This is a genomic window from Bacillus sp. EB106-07-01-XG149 (assembly GCF_058791555.1).
Map to the genome: position 1 here is coordinate 93,457 of NZ_JBYTDP010000004.1, position 23,911 is coordinate 117,367.

19 protein-coding genes and 2 pseudogenes are annotated in these 23,911 nt (G+C 34.4%); 17 read left to right on the top strand and 4 right to left on the bottom strand.

Annotation, left to right across the window (positions count from 1 at the left end):
* Nucleotides 1-337 precede the first annotated feature (337 nt).
* The 3 genes from parE to AC3WTA_RS17570 all read left to right on the top strand — a co-directional run bounded on the left by parE (nt 338) and on the right by AC3WTA_RS17570 (nt 5,988).
* A complete protein-coding gene (gene parE / locus AC3WTA_RS17560; RefSeq protein ID WP_001062190.1) occupies nt 338-2,302 on the top strand; it encodes a DNA topoisomerase IV subunit B in 1,965 nt (654 codons plus the stop codon).
* 1 nt (nt 2,303) lies between these two features.
* Nucleotides 2,304-4,727, top strand: a complete 2,424-nt coding sequence (parC, locus tag AC3WTA_RS17565; protein WP_001147484.1) for a DNA topoisomerase IV subunit A — start codon at nt 2,304-2,306, stop codon at nt 4,725-4,727.
* A 229-nt stretch (nt 4,728-4,956) separates the two neighbouring features.
* Nucleotides 4,957-5,988, top strand: a complete 1,032-nt coding sequence (locus AC3WTA_RS17570) for an oxidoreductase (RefSeq protein ID WP_000719729.1) — start codon at nt 4,957-4,959, stop codon at nt 5,986-5,988.
* 57 nt (nt 5,989-6,045) lie between these two features.
* Here AC3WTA_RS17570 and AC3WTA_RS17575 read toward each other — a convergent pair whose 3' ends face one another.
* On the bottom strand, nt 6,046-6,489 hold the full coding sequence (locus tag AC3WTA_RS17575) for a VOC family protein (protein WP_000171328.1): 444 nt from the start codon (nt 6,487-6,489) through the stop codon (nt 6,046-6,048).
* A gap of 82 nt (nt 6,490-6,571) precedes the next feature.
* Here AC3WTA_RS17575 and AC3WTA_RS17580 point away from each other — a divergent pair, with 82 nt between their 5' ends.
* Nucleotides 6,572-7,516: a helix-turn-helix transcriptional regulator gene (locus tag AC3WTA_RS17580; protein WP_000750563.1), complete on the top strand. Its 945-nt coding sequence runs from the start codon at nt 6,572-6,574 to the stop codon at nt 7,514-7,516.
* A gap of 94 nt (nt 7,517-7,610) precedes the next feature.
* On the opposite strand, the gene AC3WTA_RS17585 is transcribed toward AC3WTA_RS17580, so the two are convergent.
* Complete coding sequence (locus AC3WTA_RS17585; RefSeq protein ID WP_240515195.1) at nt 7,611-8,213, bottom strand: TetR/AcrR family transcriptional regulator; 603 nt, start codon at nt 8,211-8,213, stop codon at nt 7,611-7,613.
* A gap of 155 nt (nt 8,214-8,368) precedes the next feature.
* Here AC3WTA_RS17585 and AC3WTA_RS17590 point away from each other — a divergent pair, with 155 nt between their 5' ends.
* The 4 genes and pseudogenes from AC3WTA_RS17590 to AC3WTA_RS17605 all read left to right on the top strand — a co-directional run.
* Complete coding sequence (locus AC3WTA_RS17590; protein ID WP_000626605.1) at nt 8,369-9,262, top strand: ABC transporter ATP-binding protein; 894 nt, start codon at nt 8,369-8,371, stop codon at nt 9,260-9,262.
* Nucleotides 9,255-10,061, top strand: a complete 807-nt coding sequence (locus AC3WTA_RS17595; protein WP_001041452.1) for an ABC transporter permease subunit — start codon at nt 9,255-9,257, stop codon at nt 10,059-10,061. Before AC3WTA_RS17590 ends, AC3WTA_RS17595 begins: the two co-directional genes overlap by 8 nt.
* A 50-nt stretch (nt 10,062-10,111) precedes the next feature.
* Entirely contained in the window at nt 10,112-10,483 is a 372-nt protein-coding gene (locus AC3WTA_RS17600; protein WP_001015954.1) for a VOC family protein, read from the top strand.
* 210 nt (nt 10,484-10,693) lie between these two features.
* Nucleotides 10,694-11,119 (top strand): annotated as a pseudogene (locus tag AC3WTA_RS17605) (sigma-70 family RNA polymerase sigma factor); the annotation flags it as partial.
* Here the strand turns inward: AC3WTA_RS17605 and AC3WTA_RS17610 are convergent.
* A pseudogene (locus AC3WTA_RS17610) lies at nt 11,091-11,186 on the bottom strand (hypothetical protein); the annotation flags it as partial. The pseudogenes AC3WTA_RS17605 and AC3WTA_RS17610 sit on opposite strands and share 29 nt — an antisense overlap.
* Between AC3WTA_RS17610 and AC3WTA_RS17615 the strand changes: the two are divergent.
* The 6 genes from AC3WTA_RS17615 to AC3WTA_RS17640 all read left to right on the top strand — a co-directional run bounded on the left by AC3WTA_RS17615 (nt 11,156) and on the right by AC3WTA_RS17640 (nt 20,212).
* Nucleotides 11,156-12,154 (top strand): hypothetical protein, encoded by a 999-nt coding sequence (locus AC3WTA_RS17615; protein ID WP_000368965.1) that lies wholly within the window; start codon nt 11,156-11,158, stop codon nt 12,152-12,154. The pseudogene AC3WTA_RS17610 and the gene AC3WTA_RS17615 sit on opposite strands and share 31 nt — an antisense overlap.
* Nucleotides 12,155-12,171: 17 nt before the next feature.
* On the top strand, nt 12,172-13,209 hold the full coding sequence (locus AC3WTA_RS17620; protein ID WP_000432318.1) for an LCP family protein: 1,038 nt from the start codon (nt 12,172-12,174) through the stop codon (nt 13,207-13,209).
* A gap of 346 nt (nt 13,210-13,555) precedes the next feature.
* On the top strand, nt 13,556-15,268 hold the full coding sequence (locus tag AC3WTA_RS17625; protein ID WP_000727523.1) for a peptide ABC transporter substrate-binding protein: 1,713 nt from the start codon (nt 13,556-13,558) through the stop codon (nt 15,266-15,268).
* Between the two features lie 377 nt (nt 15,269-15,645).
* The gene (locus AC3WTA_RS17630; RefSeq protein ID WP_000728448.1) at nt 15,646-17,352 is read left to right on the top strand and encodes a peptide ABC transporter substrate-binding protein; all 1,707 of its coding nucleotides are present in this window, start codon (nt 15,646-15,648) and stop codon (nt 17,350-17,352) included.
* Between the two features lie 284 nt (nt 17,353-17,636).
* Nucleotides 17,637-19,343, top strand: coding sequence for a peptide ABC transporter substrate-binding protein (locus AC3WTA_RS17635; RefSeq protein ID WP_000728490.1), 1,707 nt, complete (start codon nt 17,637-17,639; stop codon nt 19,341-19,343).
* 149 nt (nt 19,344-19,492) lie between these two features.
* Nucleotides 19,493-20,212: a class I SAM-dependent methyltransferase gene (locus AC3WTA_RS17640; RefSeq protein ID WP_492332945.1), complete on the top strand. Its 720-nt coding sequence runs from the start codon at nt 19,493-19,495 to the stop codon at nt 20,210-20,212.
* A gap of 40 nt (nt 20,213-20,252) precedes the next feature.
* Here AC3WTA_RS17640 and AC3WTA_RS17645 read toward each other — a convergent pair whose 3' ends face one another.
* Nucleotides 20,253-20,636, bottom strand: coding sequence for a hypothetical protein (locus AC3WTA_RS17645; RefSeq protein WP_000554974.1), 384 nt, complete (start codon nt 20,634-20,636; stop codon nt 20,253-20,255).
* Between the two features lie 134 nt (nt 20,637-20,770).
* On the opposite strand from AC3WTA_RS17645, the gene AC3WTA_RS17650 reads away from it, so the two are divergent.
* From AC3WTA_RS17650 to AC3WTA_RS17660, 3 genes are all read left to right on the top strand, one after another.
* On the top strand, nt 20,771-21,106 hold the full coding sequence (locus tag AC3WTA_RS17650) for a hypothetical protein (protein WP_000842880.1): 336 nt from the start codon (nt 20,771-20,773) through the stop codon (nt 21,104-21,106).
* A 71-nt stretch (nt 21,107-21,177) separates the two neighbouring features.
* Nucleotides 21,178-21,516 carry a VOC family protein gene (locus AC3WTA_RS17655; protein ID WP_000693979.1) on the top strand — a complete coding sequence of 113 codons (339 nt, stop codon included), beginning with the start codon at nt 21,178-21,180 and terminating at the stop codon, nt 21,514-21,516.
* Nucleotides 21,517-21,772: 256 nt separating this feature from the next.
* On the top strand, nt 21,773-23,872 hold the full coding sequence (locus tag AC3WTA_RS17660; RefSeq protein ID WP_000702094.1) for a vWA domain-containing protein: 2,100 nt from the start codon (nt 21,773-21,775) through the stop codon (nt 23,870-23,872).
* The last annotated feature ends 39 nt before the right edge of the window (nt 23,873-23,911 follow it).

Below are 23,911 nucleotides of genomic sequence, written 5' to 3' on the forward strand. Positions count from 1 at the left end.
GTTATAAATAAGTAGGGCCGATGAACGAGGTGTTCATCATGAGATTTTTTAAAGGCTGTTTTTGGGGATTGTTACTTGTTATCCCATTTTGGATATTGATCATTTGGATCATGATAAAGGTTTGGAATGTATAATCTTGGCATACATATCCATTTCTCGTTGACAAACGATTATTTTTCTGAAATAGTAGCCTAGAGGAATCCTTGTGAAAAAACAAGGATTTTTCTATTGAAAATGGTATATAAAAGAGATAAGATAACTTGCCAAAACTATAGTCGAGGCGTTATTCTATAATAGAAACATATGTTCTGATTTGATTAGGAAAGGGGCAAGGAGTTTGGCGAAGCATCAGTTCCAATATAATGAAGATGCAATTCAAGTGCTAGAAGGACTTGAAGCCGTTCGAAAACGCCCGGGTATGTATATCGGGAGTACGGATAGCCGTGGATTGCATCATTTAGTATATGAAATAGTAGATAACTCCGTTGATGAAGCGTTAGCGGGATTTGGCGACGAAATTTCTGTCGTAATACATAAAGATAATAGTATTAGCGTTATAGATAAAGGGCGAGGGATGCCTACGGGAATGCATAAACTTGGGAAACCTACACCTGAAGTCATTTTAACTGTACTTCATGCCGGTGGTAAATTTGGTCAAGGTGGTTACAAAACGAGTGGTGGTTTACACGGTGTTGGGGCATCAGTTGTAAATGCCTTGTCAGAATGGTTAGTAGTAACGATTAAACGTGACGGAAATATTTATGAACAACGCTTTGAAAATGGTGGTATTCCTGCAACGACACTGGAGAAGATCGGGAAGACGAAAGAGTCTGGTACGACAATACATTTTAAACCAGATACAACGATTTTCAGTACAACAAATTACAATTATGAAACATTATGTGAGAGATTACGTGAATCTGCATTCTTATTAAAAGGAATGAAAATCTCGATAAAAGATGAACGTAATGATTTAGAGGATGTCTTTCATTATGAAACAGGAATTGAAGCTTTCGTTTCATACTTAAACGAAGAGAAAGATTCGATTCATCCGGTTGTATACTTCACTGGTGAACAAAACGGAATTGAAGCAGAGTTAGCATTCCAGTTTAACGATGGCTATTCAGAAAACATTCTTTCGTTTGTAAATAACGTACGTACAAAAGATGGGGGAACACACGAAGCTGGATTTAAAACAGCAATGACGCGTGTGTTCAATGAGTATGCTCGTAAAGTATCGTTATTAAAAGAAAAAGATAAAAACTTAGAAGGTACAGATATTCGTGAAGGTGTAGCGGCTATCGTTTCTGTACGTGTACCAGAAGAAGTACTTCAGTTTGAAGGGCAAACGAAAGGGAAACTTGGTACAAGTGAAGCTCGTTCTTCAATTGATGCAATTGTATCTGAGCATTTAGCTTACTTTTTAGAAGAAAACCCGGATGTTGCTACACTTCTTGTGAGAAAGGCAGTTAAAGCAGCGCAAGCACGTGAAGCTGCTCGTAAAGCGAGAGAAGAAGCGCGTACTGGTAAAAAGAAAAAGAAATCAGAAGGTACATTAAGTGGTAAGTTAACACCAGCACAATCACGTAACCCGCAAAAAAATGAACTGTACCTAGTAGAGGGTGACTCTGCCGGCGGTTCCGCGAAACAAGGTCGAGATCGACGTTTCCAAGCGGTATTACCGTTACGTGGTAAAGTAATCAATACAGAAAAAGCAAAACTTGCTGATATCTTTAAAAATGAAGAGATTAATACAATCATTTACGCTATTGGCGGTGGTGTAGGGAATGAATTCGCTGTTGAAGATATTAACTACGATAAAGTTGTAATTATGACCGATGCTGATACAGATGGTGCGCACATTCAAGTATTGTTACTAACGTTCTTCTACAGATATATGAAACCACTTATCGAAGCTGGCAAAGTATTTATTGCACTTCCTCCTTTATACAAAGTAAGTAAAGGAAAAGGTAAGAGTGAAGTGATTGAGTATGCATGGTCTGATGAAGAATTAGATGGTGTAACAAAAAAAGTCGGTAAAGGCTACATGCTGCAGCGCTATAAAGGACTTGGCGAAATGAATGCCGATCAATTATGGGAAACAACTATGAATCCTGAAACACGTACATTGATTCGTGTGAAAATTGACGATGCATCAAGAGCGGAGCGCCGAGTTACGACATTGATGGGTGATAAAGTAGAACCTCGCCGTAAATGGATCGAACGAAATGTACAATTTGGTATGCAAGAAGAAGGAAATATTTTAGAAAATGAAATGATTATGGAGACGGAGGTGGAATAACATGCAGGCAGAGAAGTTTCATGACCTCCCGCTTGAAGACGTGTTAGGTGACCGCTTTGCACGTTATAGTAAATATATTATTCAAGATCGCGCGCTTCCAGATGCGCGTGACGGTTTAAAACCGGTACAAAGACGTATTTTATATTCCATGTATGTAGAAGGAAATGTACATGATAAAGCGTTTCGTAAATCAGCTAAAACAGTCGGTAACGTTATTGGTAATTACCATCCGCACGGTGATTCCTCTGTATATGAGGCGATGGTACGTTTAAGTCAAACTTGGAAAGTACGTAACGTTTTAGTTGAAATGCATGGTAATAATGGTAGTGTTGATGGCGATCCAGCAGCGGCAATGCGTTATACGGAAGCTCGATTATCACCAATTGCATCTGAGTTATTACGTGATCTTGATAAAGAAACAGTGGAATTTGTGTCAAACTTCGATGATACGAGTGAAGAACCTGTTGTATTACCAGCAATGTTCCCGAACTTATTAGTGAACGGATCTACAGGGATTTCAGCTGGTTATGCAACAGAAATTCCTCCGCATCACCTTGGGGAAGTAATTGATGCGACGATGATGCGTATTGATAAGCCGAATAGTACTGTTGATGATTTATTAACAGTTATGAAAGGGCCAGATTTCCCGACCGGTGGTATTATTCAAGGGATTGATGGTATTAAAAAAGCGTATGAAACAGGAAAAGGTAAAATTATTATTCGCGGAAAAGCGGAAGTTGAAACGATTCGTGGTGGTAAGCAACAAATCGTTATTACAGAAATTCCGTATGAAGTAAATAAAGCGAACCTTGTTAAAAAAATGGATGAATTACGTCTAGATAAAAAACTAGATGGAATTGCTGAAGTACGTGATGAGACAGATCGTACAGGTCTTCGTATCGTTGTAGAGTTAAAAAAAGAAGTAAATGCTGAAGGTATTTTAAATTATTTATATAAGAATACAGATTTACAAATTCCATATAACTTTAATATGGTTGCGATAAATAATCGTCGTCCTACACTTATGACGTTACCAAAAATTTTGGATGCATATATTGGACACCAAAAAGAAGTTGTAACAAAGCGTTCTCAGTATGAATTACGAAAAGCGGAAAATCGTCAACATATTGTTGAAGGTTTAATGAAAGCATTATCAATTTTAGATCAAGTAATCGAAACGATTAGATCTTCTAAAGATAAGCGTAATGCGAAAGATAACTTAAGTGCTAAATTCGGCTTTACAGAAGCACAATCAGAAGCAATCGTTTCGTTGCAATTATATCGTTTAACAAATACAGATATTACAGCACTAGAAAAAGAAGCGGATGAATTAAGTACAAAAATTGCAGAATTACAGGCAATTTTACAAAGTGAAAAAAGACTTTTTCAAGTTATTAAAACAGATTTGAAGAGAGTAAAGAAAACATATAGTGATGATCGCCGTGCTATTATTGAAGAACAAATTGAGGAAATTAAAATCGATGTGGAAGTTATGATTCCGCAGGAAGATGTCATCGTTACTGTAACGAAAGAAGGATATGTGAAACGAACAGGTTGGCGTTCACATAATGCATCGAACGGGAAAGACTTCGGTATGAAAGAGGGTGACATCTTACTGGAGCGATTCGATACGAATACGACAGAGACAGTCCTCTTATTTACGAATAAAGGAAACTATATATATCTGCCAGTATATGAAATGCCAGAAATTCGTTGGAAAGATTTAGGTCAACACGTTGCGAATCTCGTTTCGCTCGAGCGGGATGAAATGATTATTTGGGCGACCGTCGTACCGAACTTTGAAGAAGAAAAACGATTTATTGTATTTGTTACACGAAATGGTATGATTAAGAAAACAGAATTAAACCAATATAAAGTTCAGCGTTATTCAAGAGCGTTCGTCGCTGTGAATTTGAAAAAAGATGATTATGTTGTAGATATATTTGCAACAGATGGAACGAGTGATATTGTTCTTGCAACCTATGGTGCATATGCACTTATTTTCCATGAAGATGAAGTAAGTCCAGTCGGTGTAAGGGCCGCTGGTGTGAAAGCAATTAACTTAAAAGAAGATGATTATGTCGCTTCTGGTAAACCGTTAAATGGTGACAAAGATCAACTTATTCTCGTAACGCAGCGCGGTGCTGTAAAACGTCTAAAAGCATCAGAAATTGAGAAATCAACGAGGGCGAAGCGAGGTCTTGTTATTTTCAAGGAGTTAAAACGTAATCCATACCGTATTGTCGGTATTGAAATTGTTAGAGACGATGAACTAGTTTACATGAAGACAGAGAAACACATTGTAGAAGAAATTGATCCGAAAGCGTATCGAAATAAAGACCGGTATAGTAACGGTAGTTTAGTGCTAGATGTTAACGATACAGGTGAAGTTATTGAAACGTGGACGAAAAAACGACCGGAGTAAAAAAGGCATCTTGCTATGAATAATGGCAAGATGCTTTTTTCTAGGCAAATTATTATGTAAATAATAATAATCTTGTTATAATAACTGAATGAAATCGTTCTCATAAAGTGAAACTTTAATCAATCGGACTTTTACGAGCAGTTGATTCCTCAACTAACTTCTTTACTTTCGCTGAATTTTGAGGTAGGGGTCTTACTGTCCGTTAAAGCGGGATAAATGGAGGGGCAACATGAAAAAAATAGGTGTAGGAATTGTAGGATTTGGATTTTCTAGTACAACATTTCACATTCCATTATTACAAACGATAGAAGAATATGATATTCGTGCTATTTTATCATCAAAAGAAGAACTCGTGAAACAAGCATTACCAAATGCTGAAGTTGTTGGCACAATTGAGGAATTAGTAAATCGTGCTGATATTGACTTAGTGGTCATTACTTCACCGAATACAACTCATTTTCCATATGTAAAAGAAGCAATTTTACATGGTAAGCATGTAGTTGTGGAGAAGCCATTCGTTGTTTCAATTGAAGAAGGCGAAGAACTAATTTCATTAGCAAAACAGCATAATGTGGTGTTAAGCGTATATCATAATCGCCGTTTTGATAATGATTTCTTAACGATAAAGAAATTGTTAGAAGAAAACAGAATAGGGAATCTATACGCATATGAAGCGCATTTCGATCGTTTTCGCCCGAATGTACGAGATCGCTGGAGAGAAAAGAATTTACCAGGATCAGGGATATTATATGATTTAGGGTCGCATTTAATTGACCAAGCATTATCATTATTTGGGAAACCAGATGCGATAAGTGCAGATGTAATCAAACAACGACCAGGTGCAGAGATTGATGATTACTTCCATGTTATACTTCACTACGGTGTGAAACGTGTCACTTTACATAGTAGCAGTTACGTAAAGCAAGCAGGTCCACACTTTACACTGCATGGAGATAAAGGTTCTATCGTGAAATACGGTATGGATTCACAGGAAGAACAATTAAAAAATGGAATGAAGCCAGGCGATAACGGTTATGGAGTAGATGCTGAAGAGAATTTCGCTACTTTAGACACGGAAGAAAAGCTAGAGCGTATTTCGACAGAAGTTGGCTGTTATGATATGTATTATAAAGGTGTAAGAGATAGTATTATAAATGGTGAGAAACCACCTGTAACAGCACAAGAAGGCATAGAAGTTATTCGACTTATTCAATTAGCGATTAAAAGTAGTGAAACGGGTAGAGTTATCACTGTAAAATAAAAAAGACACGAATTTCGTGTCTTTTTTTATTGAGAATATGTGAATAGGGCTAATTATTTAGCCTAATCGTTTGTCATACATTAATTGGATTTGTATGCCGTATGGATCTTCAATAATACCATATGCTTCACTAAAGATATTTTTTTCTAGTGGAGAGATTACCTTCACGTTCTTATCGGAAACTAAATTATTATAAAATCTTTGTATTTCTTCTAAATTAGCACTTTGAATGCAAAGTGACATGTTATTTCCAACGTTATAACGTTCCTTAGGATTCATTGTATCTTCTGCTATCATTAGCTTTGTATTCCCAATTTTTAAAACAGAGTGAGCAATATGATCCTTATTTTCACTTGTAATTTTAAAAGAACGATCTCTTTTCGCCAGTTCTTCATACGTAACAATCATTAACTGCTTAGCTTCTAAATTGCGTGTATAAAAATTAATTGCCTCCTTTGCATGCCCATTCATTGAAAGAAAAATAGCTATTTCTAATGTCATAAATATATAACTCCTTTATTAGTTAATAATTATAATATAGACTAAAAAGGTTTCAATACATGACACCTTTCGGGAGGGAAATATGAAAAAAACGGAACGAATTAATGATATGCTTATTTTCTTAAATAATAAAAGGCATTTTAATTTAAAGGATTTAATGGTTAGATATGCTATTTCTAAAAGTACAGCTTTACGAGATATTCAATCATTGGAAGAAATAGGTGTACCAATATATTCTGAACTAGGTAGAAATGGAAGTTATAAAATTATAGAAAATAGCGTGTTATCGCCAATTTATTTTAGTGTGGATGAAATGTATGCGTTATACTTTTCGATTCTTACATTAAATGGATACAAGACGAAACCATTTAATATAGAAAGTATTGCACTTGAAAATAAATTTAAACATGTATTACCTGATAATGTGAGTAAAAATATTTCAATTATGGAACGAACGCTTTCTTTTGAAGTAACAAATCATAGTAATTTTAGTCCGTTCTTAAAAGAAATTTTACAGGGAATTTTTGCTGAGCGAGTTTATCATTTAACATATTTAAAAAAAGATGAGGAGAAAGTATTGGTCGCCCAATTTATTCGAATAGAATCTAAATTTGGCCAGTGGTATGCTAAAATCTTTAATTTTGAGACAAATCATGTTCAAATAATTAGATGTGATAAAATTCTTTCTATTGTGGAAACAAGCAATACGAATCCAAAAAATCTTGAAGAATTATTAAGTTATCTTACTACTTTTCACAGAAAGCCGGATGCAATTGATTTTCGTGTCATTGTTAATCAAAAAGGAAAAGACATTTTTGATAAAGAGAATTATCCTTCCATGAAGATACAAAAAGGAAATGAAAATTATAGTATAACAGGCTATTTTAACAAGCAAGAAGTTGAATTTATTTCAAGTTATTTTCTGAATTTCGGTGAAACGATTATCTCAATTCAGCCAGTTATGCTAAAAGAGTTAATCTATAATAAGGTATTATCTATAAAGCAGCATTTAACTGCTTTAAGATAAAGTTAGTTTTAATCATTTTATTGACATGAAAAAGCCCTTGAGATTTAAATATCCAAAGGGCTTTTTTGTGATTTTATTTATTCTTTAGAAAAAATTATTTTTCTGGGACGGACAGTCCATAAAAGAACATCGTAACGATATCTTGTATATGTTTTTCGCGATCTCCTTCAAGAAGCTGAGCCCCGAAATCATCACCTAGTTTAGTGAACATTTGAATGTATAGTAACATCATTTCTTTAGTAAGGTGAGGGTTAATTTCATTTTTTTGCTGTGCTTGTTCTAATATTTCTAAATACCAAGGTAGGATTTTTTCGTTTTGATAACTATAAATAAATTCTCGGAGCTCTTCATCTCTTTGCATCATTTGTAGTAACATATCTGGCTGAAATAACCCACCAGTATTCATTTTTCTTACAATCATTTTTTGCATCATATCATGAAAAGGTAATTTTTCCGCTGCAAGATCTTTATAATATTGAAATTCAGATATGATATATTCTTGTATAAGCTCTCTAAATAATGCTTCTTTACTTCCGAAATGATTATAAATGGTAACTTGAGAAACGTTTGCTTCTTTTGCAATGTGCTCTATTTTCACTTCATTAAATCCACGTTCTGAAAATAATACGAAAGCAGCTTCTTTAATAGCACGTTTTTTCTTTTCTTTCACTTTTTCAAAGCCGTTCAATGCAATCACCTCAATTAAAATATACAAGAAAAAATAATGGAAAACAATATTTTTGAAATATGGACATATAAATATTTCAAAAAGTTGTTGCGAATATGAAAGATGAGGAGTACAATAATTTTGAAATATCACATATTAAATATTTCAAAAAATGAGGTGGAATTATGATTTCAGTTCAAAATGTCACAAAACAGTTTTCAAATGGAAAAGGTTTGTTTCATATTACATTTGATGTAAAAGAAGGGGAAGTATTTGGTTACTTAGGACCAAATGGTGCTGGGAAATCCACAACAATTCGTACTTTAATGGGATTTATAAAACCGACAGCTGGAAAATCTTTAATTTTCGGATTAGATTGTTGGAATGATGCCGCAAAGATTCAAAGGGAAGTTGGTTATTTACCAGGAGAAATTTCTTTTATTGAAGGAATGAACGGATTAGAGTTTTTAAAGTTAATGCAAGGAATGCGCGGCTTAAAGGATACGAAAAGACGAGATGAATTAATAGAACGTCTACAATTTGATGTGAAAACACCGATTCGAAAAATGTCTAAAGGAATGAAGCAAAAAGTAGGAATTGTTGCTGCTTTTATGCATGATCCGGAAGTGTTAATTTTAGATGAACCGACTTCAGGACTCGATCCACTTATGCAGCAAGTGTTTATAGATTTAATATTAGAAGAAAAGCAAAGAGGGAAAACAATCCTTATGTCATCGCACATTTTTACTGAGATTGAGAGAACTTGTGACAGAGTGGCTATAATTAAAGATGGTCGCCTTGTAACGGTTGAAAATATTCATGATTTACAAAGCTTGAGACGACAGGTAATAGATGTAACCGTATCATCGCAAGAAGAGATTGAATCTCTTACACAATGTAATTTGCAATTTGAAGCGGTGAAAGGTAGAGAAGCATCGATTATTGTGCAAGGAAACTATCAAACTGTTTTACAAACACTTTCAAACTATAATGTAACGGCGCTTCAAACGAGAGCAATGGATTTAGAACATTTATTTATGCATTATTATGATAAGAAAGAAGGGATAAAGCATGAATAAGCAATTGTTTTTAGCTAGTTTGAAAGAAACACAAAAAAGTATTTTGAGTTATGCAACTGGTGCAGCTCTATATTTATGGTTGTTAATTTGGATCTTCCCTTCAATGGTATCAGCGAAAGGGTTAAATGAATTAATAAGTGCTATGCCTGATAGTGTGAAAAAAATTGTTGGAATGGAAAGTCCGATTCAAAACGTAATGGATTTTTTAGCTGGCGAATATTATAGTCTATTGTTTATTATCATATTAACAATTTTTTGTGTAACAGTTGCAACGCATTTAATTGCTCGTCATGTTGATAAAGGAGCGATGGCATACTTGCTAGCAACACCTGTATCTAGAGTGCAAATTGCAATCACGCAAGCGGCTATTCTCGTATTAGGGCTACTAATCATAGTAACTGTTACGTATGTAGCGGGTATAGTAGGTGCAGAGTGGTTTCTACAAGATAATAACTTAAATAAAGAATTATTCCTGAAGATAAATATAGTCGGTGGGTTAATATTTTTAGTCGTTAGTGCGTATTCATTTTTCTTTTCTTGTATATGTAATGACGAAAGAAAGGCACTTAGCTACTCAGCAAGTTTAACTATTTTATTTTTCGTAACGGATATGGTAGGTAAATTAAGCGATAAGTTAGAGTGGATGAGAAATATATCATTATTTACGCTATTTCGTCCGAAAGAAATTGCTGAGGGAACGTATAATATATGGCCAGTGAGTATAGGTTTAACTGCTGGAGCACTTTGTATTTTCATAGTAGCAATTGTAGTGTTTAGGAAAAGGGATTTACCGTTGTAAAGTAGAAAGTCCACTGAGAAAGTGGGCTTTTTTTGATGAGGAGGAAACGAATGAATCATTTGTTCCGGGTTAAGCTATATGTAAATGATATTGAGAAGTCATTATTGTTTTATGAAGAAGTAATTGGTTTACAGTTGTATAAAAGAAGTATGCATGCAGCACGCTTTAATCACGATCACTTTTCTCTGTTACTAGCTACTGATTCAACATTGAGTGAAAATCACTATTTTTACAATCGGAAAGACATGAAGGGGAATGGCTTTGAACTAATTATTGTTGTCAATCGGATTGAAGAAGTATATGAACGTTGTAAAGAGAAGCGATGCACAATACAAGAAGAAATTCAAACTTATCCGTGGGAGATGCGGGGATTTAAAGTTGTCGATCCAGATGGATATTTCCTTAGAATTACATCTGAGTAAAGGTAAACATGAAGAATGTTTACCTTTTTTTATGGAAATATTCAAAAAATGAACCTTTTTCTAGGCTCATCCGTCTAATACATGTAAAGTTAAATTTGAAGTGAGGATGAAACAGGAGGAGCAATTGTGAAAGTAATCCCTTTATATAAAATGATTGTAAAAGAAGAAACCGATGTTTCCTTAGCGAAAAAAGGTGATCATGAAGCTTTTATGGCGCTTATACATACAGAAAAAATGAAGATGTATCGTATTGCAAAGGCTATGTTACGTGATGAGACAAATATAGAGGATGCGATACAGGCAACAATTTTAAAAGCCTATGAAAATATAAAAAAATTAAAAAAAGAAGAGTTTTTTCAAACTTGGTTAATTCGAATTTTAATGAATGAGTGTAACAATATTATTAGAGCGTATAAAAAGGTAATTGTGACAGAAGAGAATGATTACAATATGAGTGCGTGTGATCAGTATGAAGATATAGATTTGTGTAATGCGATTCAATCGTTACATGAAGAATTAAGAGCTGTTACGGTTCTTTATTATTATGAAGATATGAATCAAGAGAGTATAGCAAAGCTTTTAGAAATACCAAAAGGAACAGTGAAATCGAGATTGTCACGTGCGAGGGAACAACTGCAAAAACGATTAAAGATGGAATAGGAGGTGTAAAGAGTGGATAATAAAAAATTATTTGATGAGAAATTAAAAAAGAGAATAAAAGACGAGAATGTTATAGTACCGCCAGAGTTAAATGAAAAGATTAATCGTACACTACATAATCTCCCTGTAAAAAAGAAAGGTTACAGAGTTTATATGATGGTTATAAGTGCAGCGGTTCTAACACTTTCAATTGTGTCTATGTCGGAGTTTTCTGATCAAATTTTTGCTCAAAATGGTGGAGTATTTGAATACGTAAAGAAAAAGGCGTTTTCTGATTATGAAAATGAAGAAGAAATAAAATCGAACGTAAATTATCCAGATAAAGAAAAAATTCATGAAAAGATGTTGGATTCCATTGATCATTTTAAAAATATTTCAGGACAATTTGAGGAATATTCTAGTTCGTCAAGAATTGCTACAACATACAAATATGCGATTGATACGGAGCAACAAAGTGGTATCTCTTCGAAAGAAGATAAACTAGCGAAAAAACGAACAATTATATATAACGAGGGCAAGAAAAAAGAATTTGATGATGAGAAGTATACATATAAAGAGACAAAATGGAGCCCGAAGGAAAAAAACTATGAACTATTAAAATTAAATCCCACAGAAAGGTTATTGAGAAAATCAGGCGAGAAAAAAAGATACGATGATGAATATGTGGGATTCGCGAAGTATAGTATGCAATCAGAATTTGCGGATCTATTAATTCGATATAAAGATTGGAATTATAAAGAAACGAAGTATCTTGGACTGGATTGCTACAAAATAGAAGGGACAATAAACATAGAAATGCCTGTAAGTACATCTGAAGATTTAAGAGGGAAATTTGAAATGATTGTAGAGAAAAATACAGGGATTATGCTAAAATTCCTTAGTTTCCACGAAGGTATGATTCAATATTCGATTACGACTGAATGGATACAAATAAACAAAGGATTGAAAGAGAATGTATTTCAAAAGGATAGCGCTAATTATGAAAAATTGAAAAACATATTAGGTGAATAGAAAACGGAGGGAAATATATGGAGAATACCTCTTCTTCAAGAGAAAAGAAAAATAAAAGAAAATATAAGAAGACAACGGTAATAAGTGTCTTGTTAGTAGTATTACTATTTGGCGGAGTTGGATACAGTGCTTATGTGTATATGAAAACTTCTAATCTCGTACAAAAGTCTAGTTTGAATTTAGCGCGTGGTGAAAAATCAAACTTACGTGAGAACGCCGTAAAACCAATTACAAATAATGTTTCACTTTTAATTATGGGAATTGATGAAAATCAAGAACGACAAAAGGAGTATAATGGTGCTTTTCATACAGATGCACTACTGTTAGCTACTTTTAATAAAGATGATAAGACAGTGAAATTAACGAGCATACCACGTGATACATATACATATGTTCCAGTTGAAAAGAAAAAAGATAAAATAACACATGCATATGGAAGTGGTTTCGTTAAAAATGGTAAAGATGGAGGACCGCAAGCTTCAGTGGAAGCGGTAGAAAAATTGTTACAAGTGCCTGTTGATTATTTTGTGAAGTTTAATTTTAATGCATTTACTAAAATTGTTGATGGATTAGATGGGATTGAAGTAAATGTCCCAGTTGAATTTACGGAGCAAAATAGTAAAGATGAACCTGACGCAATCCATTTGAAAAAAGGACTACAAAAATTAACAGGGGAAGAAGCACTTGCACTGGCAAGAACGCGTCATATTGATAGTGATGCAATGAGAGGTCAGCGCCAACAACTTGTTATTGAAGCGATGTTAAGTAAATTAAAAAGTGTAGGCTCGATTACGAAGCTAGAAAAAGTAGTTGAGGCGATTGAAGGCGATTTTAAAACAAATTTAGTAATGGATGATATTTTATCTTTTTATAAATACGGTTTAAATGGTTCAGTTGAAAAGATTCAATTAGGCGGAGATGATTTATATTTACCTAACGGTCCGAATGGGCAACGTGTATATTATTATAACCCTAATAAAAAAGATCTACAGAGTTTGAGTAATACGCTTAGAACACATCTAGGATTAAGTGAAAAGCAGATTGAGGAGAATTGAAGCAGGCGTAATGTCTGCTTTTTATTTTTGTAGAAAAGAGGTTTGTTACGATATACATTATTTATTAACAATAATTTACAAGTGTTTTATAGTGTAGGGAGATAAAGACTATTAAATCAATACATAGAATTCAATGAGATATAGTGTTTCGAAAGAGTATGGAATTTTTATGAATATTACTGTAAAAAAATAATTTTTTAAAAATTTTCAATAATAACACTTTACAAAACTCGAAAAATTAGTAGAATAATAGTTAATAAGAATCTTCTGATAAATATATAAAGAAAAACAGAATTATCAGAAAATTCTTAAATGAGAGCGTTAAGAATTAGGGAGGGTACAGAAAGTGAAAAAGAAAAAAATGAAAAAACTAACAGCAGTTGTAGCACCAGTTTTAGCAATGAGTATGGCATTGACAGCATGTTCTACATCAGGCGGAGATAAGAAAACAAGCACAAATTCTAGCTCTGGTGGAGATAGCAAATCAGAAGAAAAATTAGCAGCGAAACAAGTGCTAAATCGTACAGAAACAAATGAGATTCCAACAATGGATACTTCTAAAAATACTGATACATTAGGTTCTCAAATTTTAGGGAACACAATGGAAGGTTTATATCGATTAGATAAAGATAACAAACCAATCCCAGCTGCTGCAGAGTCAAGCACGAAGAGTGAGGATGGTAAAAAATATACATTTAAATTACGTAAAGATGCAAAATGGTCAAATGGTGATCCTGTAACAGCGAAAGATTTCGTATACGCATGGCAACGCCTATTAGATCCAAAAACAGCTGCTGAGTATGCATTTATCGCATTCCCAATTAAAAATGCAGAAGCGGTTAATAAAGGTGAAAAACCTGTAACTGAACTAGGAGTAAAGGCAGTAGACGACCTTACTTTAGAAGTTGAATTAGAACAAGCAGTGCCATACTTCTTAAACTTAGTAGCATTCCCATCGTACTATCCATTAAATGAGAAGTTCGTAAAAGAAAAAGGGGATAAATACGGTTTAGAGTCTGATACAACAGTATATAACGGACCGTTCGTTCTTACTGATTGGAAGCATGAGCAAGGCTGGAAACTAAAGAAAAACGATCAATATTGGGATAAAAAGACTGTAAAACTAGATGAAATCAATTATAGTGTAGTAAAAGAAGTAGCTACAAGAGTAAACTTATATGATACAAATGCAATTGATTTCGCGCTATTAACAGGTGAATTCGTTGATAAGTATAGAAACAATAAAGAAGAGTTTGGCTCATACTCACAAGTAAGTACTTACTTCTTACGTATGAATCAAAAACGTGGTGGACAAGATACACCGTTAAAGAGCCAAAAATTACGTGAAGCAATCGCACTTTCAATCGATAAAAAGAATTTATCAAACGTTATTTTAAATGATGGATCTAAGCCTGCGGACTTCTTAGTACCGAAAGGATTAGCAACTGGACCAGACGGTAAAGACTTCCAAGAAACATTTAAAAATGGTATTAAACCAGATGCGAAAAAAGCAGCAGCTGCATGGAATGAAGCGAAAAAAGAGCTTGGGAAAGACCAAGTTACAATTGAGCTATTAAACTATGACACTGGTAATGCGAAAAAAGTTGGGGAATATGTAAAAGATCAAATTGAGAAAAACTTAAAAGGTGTAACTGTTAATATTAAACTTCAGCCATTCAAACAAAAGCTGAAATTAGAAACAGAGCAAGACTATGATATATCATTTGCTGGTTGGGGACCTGACTACGCTGACCCAATGACATTCTTAGATATGTTCCAGTCTAATCATTCTCATAACCAAATGAGCTTCGCTGATTCAAAATATGATGATATGATCAAAAAAGCTGGCGGAGAATTAATGGGTGACGCGAAGAAACGTTGGGAAGAGCTAGGAAAAGCTGAGAAATTACTTCTTGAGCAAGATGTAGCACTTGTACCTTTATACCAACGTGGTGATGCATACGTTCAAAAACCAAATGCAAAAGGCATCGTTCATCATAACATTAGCCCAGAGTATAGCTTCAAGTGGGCATACATGACTGAAAAAGATGGAAAATAATTTTAAACAGTAATACTATCTTTAAGTGGATATATACACGTTTCTTAGCTTATTTTGTAGTGAGAATCTCATCGTCCACAATAGTAAGATAAAATGATAGAGCATTTCAAAAGTAGACTATTTACTTTTGGAATGCTCTTTTATTATGAGATTAAATGTAAATAAATCAATAGATATAAGGAAGGATTTGTATAGTGATAATAGTAAAAAAAACAATTGTTACTATAATAAAAGAATAATTTTTAGAATATTTTAAAAATAGCTTTACAAAACCCGAAAAATTAGTAGAATATTAATTAATAAGAATTTTCTGATAACTAGTTATTAGAAAATCTATCAAAATTAGTTTCGTACATATAATTGGGGAGGGTACAAAAATGAAGAAAAAGATGAAAAAGTTCACGGCGGTTGTAGCGCCAGTTTTAGCGATGAGTATGGCGTTGACAGCGTGTTCTGGATCTGGTGGGGAGAAGAAATCAACTACGACGTCTAGTGGTGGTGGGGAAGAGAAAAAATCTGAAATTAAATACGCAGCGAAACAAGTGTTAAATCGTACAGAACAACAGGAAATTCCAACGATGGATACTTCTAAATCTACTGATACGCTAGGGGCACAAATTTTAGGAAACACGATGGAAGGATTATATCGTCTTGATAAAGATAATAAGCCAATCCCAGCAGCTGCAGAATCTAGTACGAAAAGCGAGGATGGCAAAAAATATACATTCAAATTACGTAAAGATGCAAAATGGTCGAATGGTGATCCTGTAACAGCGAAAGATTTCGTATACGGATGGCAACGCTTACTCGATAAAAATACTGCTGCAGAATATGCGTTTATTGCTTTCTATATTAAAAATGCAGAAGCAATTAATAAAGGTGAAAAACCTCTAACAGATTTAGGAGCAAAAGCGGTAGATGATTATACGCTAGAAGTAGAATTAGAAAAGCCAGTACCATATTTCTTAAATTTACTAGCATTCCCGTCATACTATCCTTTAAATGAGAAATTCGTAAAAGAAAAAGGAGATAAGTTCGGTTTAGAAGCAGATACAACGTTGTATAATGGACCGTTTGTGATGGCTTCATGGAAACATGAACAAGGATGGCAGCTAAAGAAAAATGATAAGTACTGGGATAATAAGACTGTAAAATTAGAAGAAATTAACTACAGTGTAGTAAAAGAAGTTGCGACGAAAGTAAATTTATATGATACAGGATCAATTGATTTCACATTATTATCAGGAGAATTCGTTGATAAGTATAAATCGAACAAAGAGGAGTACGGTGAGTATTCAGAAGCGAGTACATTCTTCTTACGTTTAAATCAAAAACGTAACGGACAAGATACACCGTTAAAGAGCAAAAAACTTCGTGAAGCAATCGCATTATCAATTGATAAAAAAGGTTTAGCAAACGTTATTTTAAATAACGGTTCAAAAGCAACAGATCAATTAGTACCAAAAGGACTTGCGACAGGACCAGACGGTAAAGATTATCAAGATACATTTAAAAATGGTCTGAAATATGATCCGAAAAAAGGTGCAGCAGCTTGGGAAGCAGCGAAAAAAGAACTTGGAAAAGATCAAGTGACAATTGAATTACTAAGCTATGATGATGGTACTGCGAAAAAAATTGCTGACTACTTTAAAGATCAAATTGAGAAAAACTTAAAAGGTGTAACGGTTAACACGAAAATTCAGCCGTTCAAACAAAAACTAAAATTAGAGTCAGCACAAGATTATGAAGTTTCGTTTGCAGGTTGGAGCCCAGATTATTCGGATCCAATGACATTTATTGATATGTTTGAATCGAAGAGCCCGTATAACCAAATGAGTTATTCGAATCCAAAATACGATGAAATGGTAGCAAAAGCAGGGAATGAATTATTATCTGATCCGAAGAAGCGTTGGGAAACGTTAGGAAAAGCAGAGAAATTATTCCTTGAAGAAGATGCAGGATTAGTTCCTTTATATCAAACAGGTAGAGCGTATGTAATGAAACCGAATGTAAAAGGAATTGTGAAACATAACATCAGTCCAGAATATAGTTTTAAGTGGGCTTATGTAACGGAAGGGAAATAATAAAAAAGAGCGTGTTCAAAGTAGAAACATTACTATTAACACGCTCTTTTTCTATTCAATTAAATAGAGAAGAATAAGAAAAGTAGTACTGACATATAGTAGATGGGGGAGAATTCGTATAGTAGTAATAGTAAAATACATAGTTACTATGAAAATAAAATAATGGAAACTTCAAAAATGAGGATAATTACCAAGATATTAATTGGTGAAAAAGTATTACTAACTAAGTTCATAGAAAATCTCTCAAAGTTAGTTTCGTACATATAATTGGGGAGGGTACAAGAATGAAGAAAAAAATGAAAAAACTAACGGCAGTTGTAGTGCCAGTTTTAGCAATGAGTATGGCGTTAACAGCATGTTCTGGATCTTCTGGTGGGGAGAAGAAACCGACTACAACGTCTAATAATGGCGGGGAAGAGAAAAAATCTGATATAAAATATGCAGCGAAGCAAGTGCTAAATCGTACAGAAACGAATGAAATTCCGACGATGGATACTTCAAAAAGTACAGATACACTTGGCGCACAAATTTTAGGGAATACGATGGAAGGGTTATATCGCCTTGATAAAGATAATAAGCCAATTCCTGCTGTGGCAGAATCTAGCACAAAAAGCGAGGATGGTAAAAAATATACATTTAAATTACGTAAAGATGCAAAATGGTCAAATGGTGATCCAGTAACGGCGAAAGATTTCGTATTTGCATGGCAACGTCTAGTAGATCCAAAAACAGCTGCTGAATATGCATTTATTGCTTACTATATTAAAAATGCAGAAACAATTAATCAAGGAAAAGCAGAAGTTGCTACATTAGGTGTAAAAGCGGTAGATGACTATACGCTTGAAGTAGAACTAGAAAGACCAGTACCATATTTCTTGAATTTAATGGCATTTGCGTCATACTATCCATTAAATGAAAAGTTCGTAAAAGAAAAAGGAAATAAATTCGGTTTAGAATCTGATACAACAGTATATAACGGACCGTTCGTTCTTACTGATTGGAAGCATGAGCAAGGCTGGAAATTAAAGAAAAATGATCAGTATTGGGATAAAAAGACTGTAAAACTAGATGAAATCAACTTTAGTGTAGTAAAAGAACCAGCTACTAGAGTGAATTTATATGATACAGGTGCGATCGATTTTGCACTTTTATCAGGTGAATTTGTTGATAAGTATAGAAATAATAAAGAGGAGTTTGGCGCATATTCGGAAACAAGTACGTTTTACTTACGTCTAAACCAAAAACGTGGTGGGCAAGATACACCGTTAAAGAGCAAAAAACTACGTGAAGCAATCGCATTATCAATTGATAAAAAAGCTTTAACGAATGTCATTTTAAATGATGGTTCAAAACCAGTGGATTACTTAGTACCAAAAGGTTTAGCGAGTGGACCAGACGGTAAAGATTTCGCAGAAACGTTCAAAAATGGTTTAAAACAAGACTCCAAAAAGGCAGCAGCAGCTTGGGAAGAAGCGAAAAAAGAACTTGGAAAAGATCAAGTCACAATTGAACTTTTAAATTATGATACTGGTAATGCGAAAAAAGTTGGGGAGTATGTAAAAGATCAAGTTGAAAAAAACCTAAAAGGCGTGACAGTAAATATTAAACTGCAACCATTTAAGCAAAAGCTTAAATTAGAATCAGACCAAGATTATGATTTTTCATATGGTGGCTGGAATCCAGATTATGCGGATCCAATGACGTACCTTGATATGTTTGAAACGACAAATTCTCAGAACCAGATGAGCTACTCAGATTCAAAATATGATGACATTATTACTAAAAGTAAGACAGAATGGATGGCTGATGCAAAAAAACGTTGGACAGAGTTAGGAAAGGCTGAGAAAATTTTACTTGAAGATGATGTAGCGCTTGTACCTTTATATCAAAATGCTCGATCCTATGTAATGAAACCAAATATAAAGGGAATTGTGAAACATAATATTAGTCCGGAATATAGTTTCAAATGGGCGTATGTAGAAGAGAAATAATAAAGTGAAACCTTAATCAGGCTGCCTGGTGAATAGTGGGATAAAAAGAAAAATCATTTTCAAGTTGCGGTATTAGAGCACTTGAAAATGATTTTTCTATGCACTTTTATTCCTTCCTTGAATATATAAAATAAAAAAGGGAGAATCCCATGGAACGAAATGCATACATCGATTTCCTAGCTTATTACGGAATAGGGAGTGCTCATCCTGGTGGTTTTACGTTAACAAAACAATTGTTAGCACAATTGCCTTTTAGATATGGAGCAAATGTCCTTGAAATCGGCTGCGGTACGGGGAAAACAGCGGCATATATGACAAAAGAATATGGTTATAAAGTAACGGCGGTTGAAAAGAATGAGATTATGATTCAAAAGGCGAAGGATAGATGGTCGTTTGAAGGAATAGACATTCAATTAATTGAAGGAAATGTAGAGCAATTGCCTTGTTTGCATGAATCATTTGAGTTCGTACTTGGAGAATCGATACTCGCTTTTACAGAGAAAGAAAGGGTTATTTCGGAGTGCTATCGTGTACTACAGAAAGACGGTAAGCTTGTTGTCATTGAAATGATTATTGATAGGCACATTGATAAGGGTGAGGAAGAAAAAATTTCCCAACTATACGGGATGAAAGAACTATTAACTGAGAATGAATGGGTACAATTATTTCAGAAAGCAAATTTAAAAAGAATTACAATTGCTGGCGGTGGTACAATTGCAGAAACGATCTCTGGCTATATAGAAGAGCCAGAATGGAATGTATCACAATTTATCCCAAATGAGTTATATGAGGCATGGGTACAGCATGAAAATGTACGACTTATGTACCAACATATTTTAGGGCATCGTATTTTTATATGTGAAAAATAAAGAAAGAGAGTTGACTAAAGGTAGTCAACTCTTTACTATGTTAAATGAAAAATAATGCAGCTAATGTAATTCCGAAGATGAAACCAAATCCGAGTTCAACGCCCCAGCCGCCGCCTCCCCAGCCGCCACAACTACCGCAACCACGACCGCCACATCCACAGCCGCTGAATCCACCACCACAACCAAATCCGCAACTATCACATCTGCTAAGGCCCCCACAAAGGTCACAGCCACCGTTTGCATATGCGTCATAGTATCCAAATCCTGTATCAAAAGATGAGCGCTGTTGCACTGGTTCAATCCATACAGAGCTTTTTGTCACATCAATTATTTTGCCTAAATGAATGCGACCATCACGATCTTCAATGCGAACGACTTTACCGAAATAACGTTGGCACGTATCGTAACATTTTTGTCTATGCATATTCTTTCCTCCTTCCCCATTACAGTAATACGATATGTAAAGGGGACAAGTGCGGCTTGTATGAATGCCCTATCTATCATAATTGTTATAGGAAAGGGGAAATATAGTAAGAGGATATATAAGGAGGAAAAGGCATGAAATCTACAGATCAGTTTCAGATATACGAAGTACCGTGGGAAGAGTTTATTGAAGCTTTGCGAAAGGAAATGAAGAAGCAAGTTGGGGCAGATATTATTGATACAGTAGTTTGCAATTTAGAAGATGGTTTTGAAGTGTATACATATGTGCAGGGGGATTTGGATTTTGAATATAAGGAAGCGCTGGAAAGGAAATACGGGAGCGATGCAAAAACTCCTAATGTGTTAACGATTATGTTATTAGCTAGCATTTATAGTACAAGTGAAGAGAATTTACGCTTACATGCGGATAATAAAGATAATCCGATTGTTGAAGTGTATGTGAAGCAATAAAACACGCTGTGAAAGGCGTGTTTTTTATTTGTGTGATAAAATGTTAGAAAATTAAGAAAGATGGTGATGGTTTGAAAATTAAACATCTTAATTTAACAGTTTCAGATGTAGTAGCTGCTAGAGAGTTTTTAGAAAAATATTTTGGTTTAACTTGTAGCGGGGCAAGGGGAAATGGCTTTGCGGTTATGCGTGATAACGATGGGTTTATATTAACGTTAATGAAAGGGAATGACGTACACTATCCAAAAACATTTCATGTAGGATTTCCACAAGAAAATAATGAACAAGTAGATAAGATAAATCAAAGATTGAAGGAAGATGGATTTTTGGTTGAGGCTCCTAAACGTGCACATGCGTATACGTTTTATGTGGAAGCACCTGGTGGATTTACAATTGAAGTGATGTGTTAGTTCAAAATCAAACTTTTTAATATGTGTTTTCAATATGAAAAGTAGGAAAAGTCTGTTTTAAGTGTAGAGCTTAAACAGGCTTTTTTACTTATAGTATCGGATGGAAAACGCTAGAAGGAATCATATTCAGCTTATATAACTATTTACATAATAAAGTTATGGTGTGTTAGTTGTCCTAAAATACAAGTCATATATCTTGTTTCCTCTCATAAATTTAAACATAGGAATTTGTCTACAAAGGTGGCGAAGCCTCATCATGAAAATTCGAATTTGTGCCACATTCATGTTGTTTCTATTTATATGGTTACATCCTTTTTGGACTTTTGCAAAAGGAGAGGAGGCAAAGGAAAGGGTCGTTTCACTTGTATATGATGATTCGGGCAGCATGAGAAATAACGATCGCTGGAAATATGCCAATTATGCTTTGCAAAGTTTAGTTGCGCTATTAGATGAAAAAGATAAATTCTCTTATGTTCCAATGAGCAAGCCGAATGATCCATTAAACATTTCGTTAACGAAGGATAAGAGACAAACAGAAATTGAGGGGATTGGAGCATGGAAAACGTATTTAAATACTCCGTTTAGCGCAGTAGAAACGGCGATGCAATCTATAAAAAAGGAAGCAGATATAGATGGAAAACGTGAATTTTGGCTTATTGTCTTAACTGACGGGGCATTTAATGATTTAGAGAAAGATAAGGTTGGCGGAAAAGAACAAATTACACAGAAGTTAGCACAGTTTAAGAAGGATATGGATGCAAAAAAGATATCGTTACATCCAATTTTAATTACGATGGAAGAGGATTTAGGACAGCAAGAAAAGGCACAACTAAATACGTTTAAAGAAATATGGAAGAAAGAGATAAACGGAGTTACGATGCCATCTAGTGGAGAGGATGGTATTGTAAAAAGCGTCAATCAAGTGGCAGCATTAGTTGCAAATCGTGATCCGTTCTCTTCTGTTGAATCGATTGTAAAAACGAAAGTAGTAGGGAAGAAAGTAAAGATTACAACACCATTTCCATTAAAGCGTATGACGCTTGTACGACAATCACCTTCTTTGTCTAATTATCAGGTCACACAAATTTCTAAACCGTTACAATTACAATCTTCCTATTCCATACATGCACCAGGAGAAGCGAAATTATTCGGAAATATAGTTCATATAAGTACGGAAAATCAGGAAGTTATTAAACCAGGAACTTATACGATAGAGGTGGATCGAGATATTGAGAAAGAAGGACTACAAGTACTAGTTGAACCGGCGCTTAACTATACTGTTTCTACTTATGACAAAGACGATAGTAGTCAAAAAAATGTGGGAAAAATGTACGAAGGTGTTACTGCTGTTATTGAAGCGAAGCCTACGGAATTACCAATTCAGTCTTCATATTTTCAGGCAGAAGTAGAAATAGACGGAAAACAGTACCCGATGATGTGGGACGATAAAAAACATGTATTTTACTACGAAATGAAGATTGATAAAGGATTAGTGCGCGGGAAAGTTCATATGAACATAAAGGGATTTTACAGACAGACGAAAGAATTTAAAATCGAAGTAACGGAAAAACCAAAATTATCACTGCAAACGATAACGAAAGATTATGAAGAAAAAGTAACGAATTTAGAGAATAGTAAACCGTTTATTATACAACCACAGTTAGATGGTAAGCCGATGACAGAAGAAGCTGTAAAGAAACTATTAAAATCTACTGGTGTCACATCTAAACAATCAATCAACTATGAAATAAAACAACAGGATAATCAAATTTATATTTATCCTCGCCCTCATTACTCCGACATATTCAATTTTACAGATACTGGCACCGTAGAAGCTACCATCACTATACAAGATTCAAAATTACAAGAAGTAAAGAAAAATATATCACTTCATATTCAAAATGCACCGTTCTATGAAAAATATGCGCTTATTTTTAAGTTTGTTATTCCTATCACTTTATTATTGTTAGTAGTAGGAATAATCGTTTTAGGGTGGATTGTTCGTCCAAGATTTCACCGAAAAGCACTATTGTATTACGAATGGGATCAAGAGGTAGCGAAAGATTGGTTATATCAATCTGAGCCAGAATTACTTAAAAATAAATGGTGGAAGCACTATTTTGGTATTCCATACCGAGCAGAAAGAAAGACTGTGCAATCCGTTACGTTTATAGCAAAGAAAGGTTCGAAATCAATATTTGTAGCGAAAGAGTCACAAGTAGTAGGAATGATTATTGATGGGATGTTTATAACAGAAGATGAGATTGGAATGGAGCATAAGACGCTATATCCAAATGAACTTTTAGTAATTGATAGAGGGTATGGTAAAGAAATTTACAAATATGAGTGTGAATAGTAGGTAGGGAAAAGGAGGGAGTCTCATCTTTCTCCCCTT

Bases quoted from the DNA above. Each gene is read 5' to 3' on its own strand.
- parC (WP_001147484.1), top strand. From the start codon at position 2,304: ATGCAGGCAGAGAAGTTTCATGACCTCCCGCTTGAAGACGTGTTAGGT.
- AC3WTA_RS17570 (WP_000719729.1), top strand. From the start codon at position 4,957: ATGAAAAAAATAGGTGTAGGAATTGTAGGATTTGGATTTTCTAGTACA.
- AC3WTA_RS17575 (WP_000171328.1), bottom strand. From the start codon at position 6,489: ATGACATTAGAAATAGCTATTTTTCTTTCAATGAATGGGCATGCAAAG.
- AC3WTA_RS17580 (WP_000750563.1), top strand. From the start codon at position 6,572: ATGAAAAAAACGGAACGAATTAATGATATGCTTATTTTCTTAAATAAT.
- AC3WTA_RS17590 (WP_000626605.1), top strand. From the start codon at position 8,369: ATGATTTCAGTTCAAAATGTCACAAAACAGTTTTCAAATGGAAAAGGT.
- AC3WTA_RS17595 (WP_001041452.1), top strand. From the start codon at position 9,255: ATGAATAAGCAATTGTTTTTAGCTAGTTTGAAAGAAACACAAAAAAGT.
- AC3WTA_RS17600 (WP_001015954.1), top strand. From the start codon at position 10,112: ATGAATCATTTGTTCCGGGTTAAGCTATATGTAAATGATATTGAGAAG.
- AC3WTA_RS17620 (WP_000432318.1), top strand. From the start codon at position 12,172: ATGGAGAATACCTCTTCTTCAAGAGAAAAGAAAAATAAAAGAAAATAT.
- AC3WTA_RS17630 (WP_000728448.1), top strand. From the start codon at position 15,646: ATGAAGAAAAAGATGAAAAAGTTCACGGCGGTTGTAGCGCCAGTTTTA.
- AC3WTA_RS17635 (WP_000728490.1), top strand. From the start codon at position 17,637: ATGAAGAAAAAAATGAAAAAACTAACGGCAGTTGTAGTGCCAGTTTTA.
- AC3WTA_RS17640 (WP_492332945.1), top strand. From the start codon at position 19,493: ATGGAACGAAATGCATACATCGATTTCCTAGCTTATTACGGAATAGGG.
- AC3WTA_RS17645 (WP_000554974.1), bottom strand. From the start codon at position 20,636: ATGCATAGACAAAAATGTTACGATACGTGCCAACGTTATTTCGGTAAA.
- AC3WTA_RS17650 (WP_000842880.1), top strand. From the start codon at position 20,771: ATGAAATCTACAGATCAGTTTCAGATATACGAAGTACCGTGGGAAGAG.
- AC3WTA_RS17660 (WP_000702094.1), top strand. From the start codon at position 21,773: ATGAAAATTCGAATTTGTGCCACATTCATGTTGTTTCTATTTATATGG.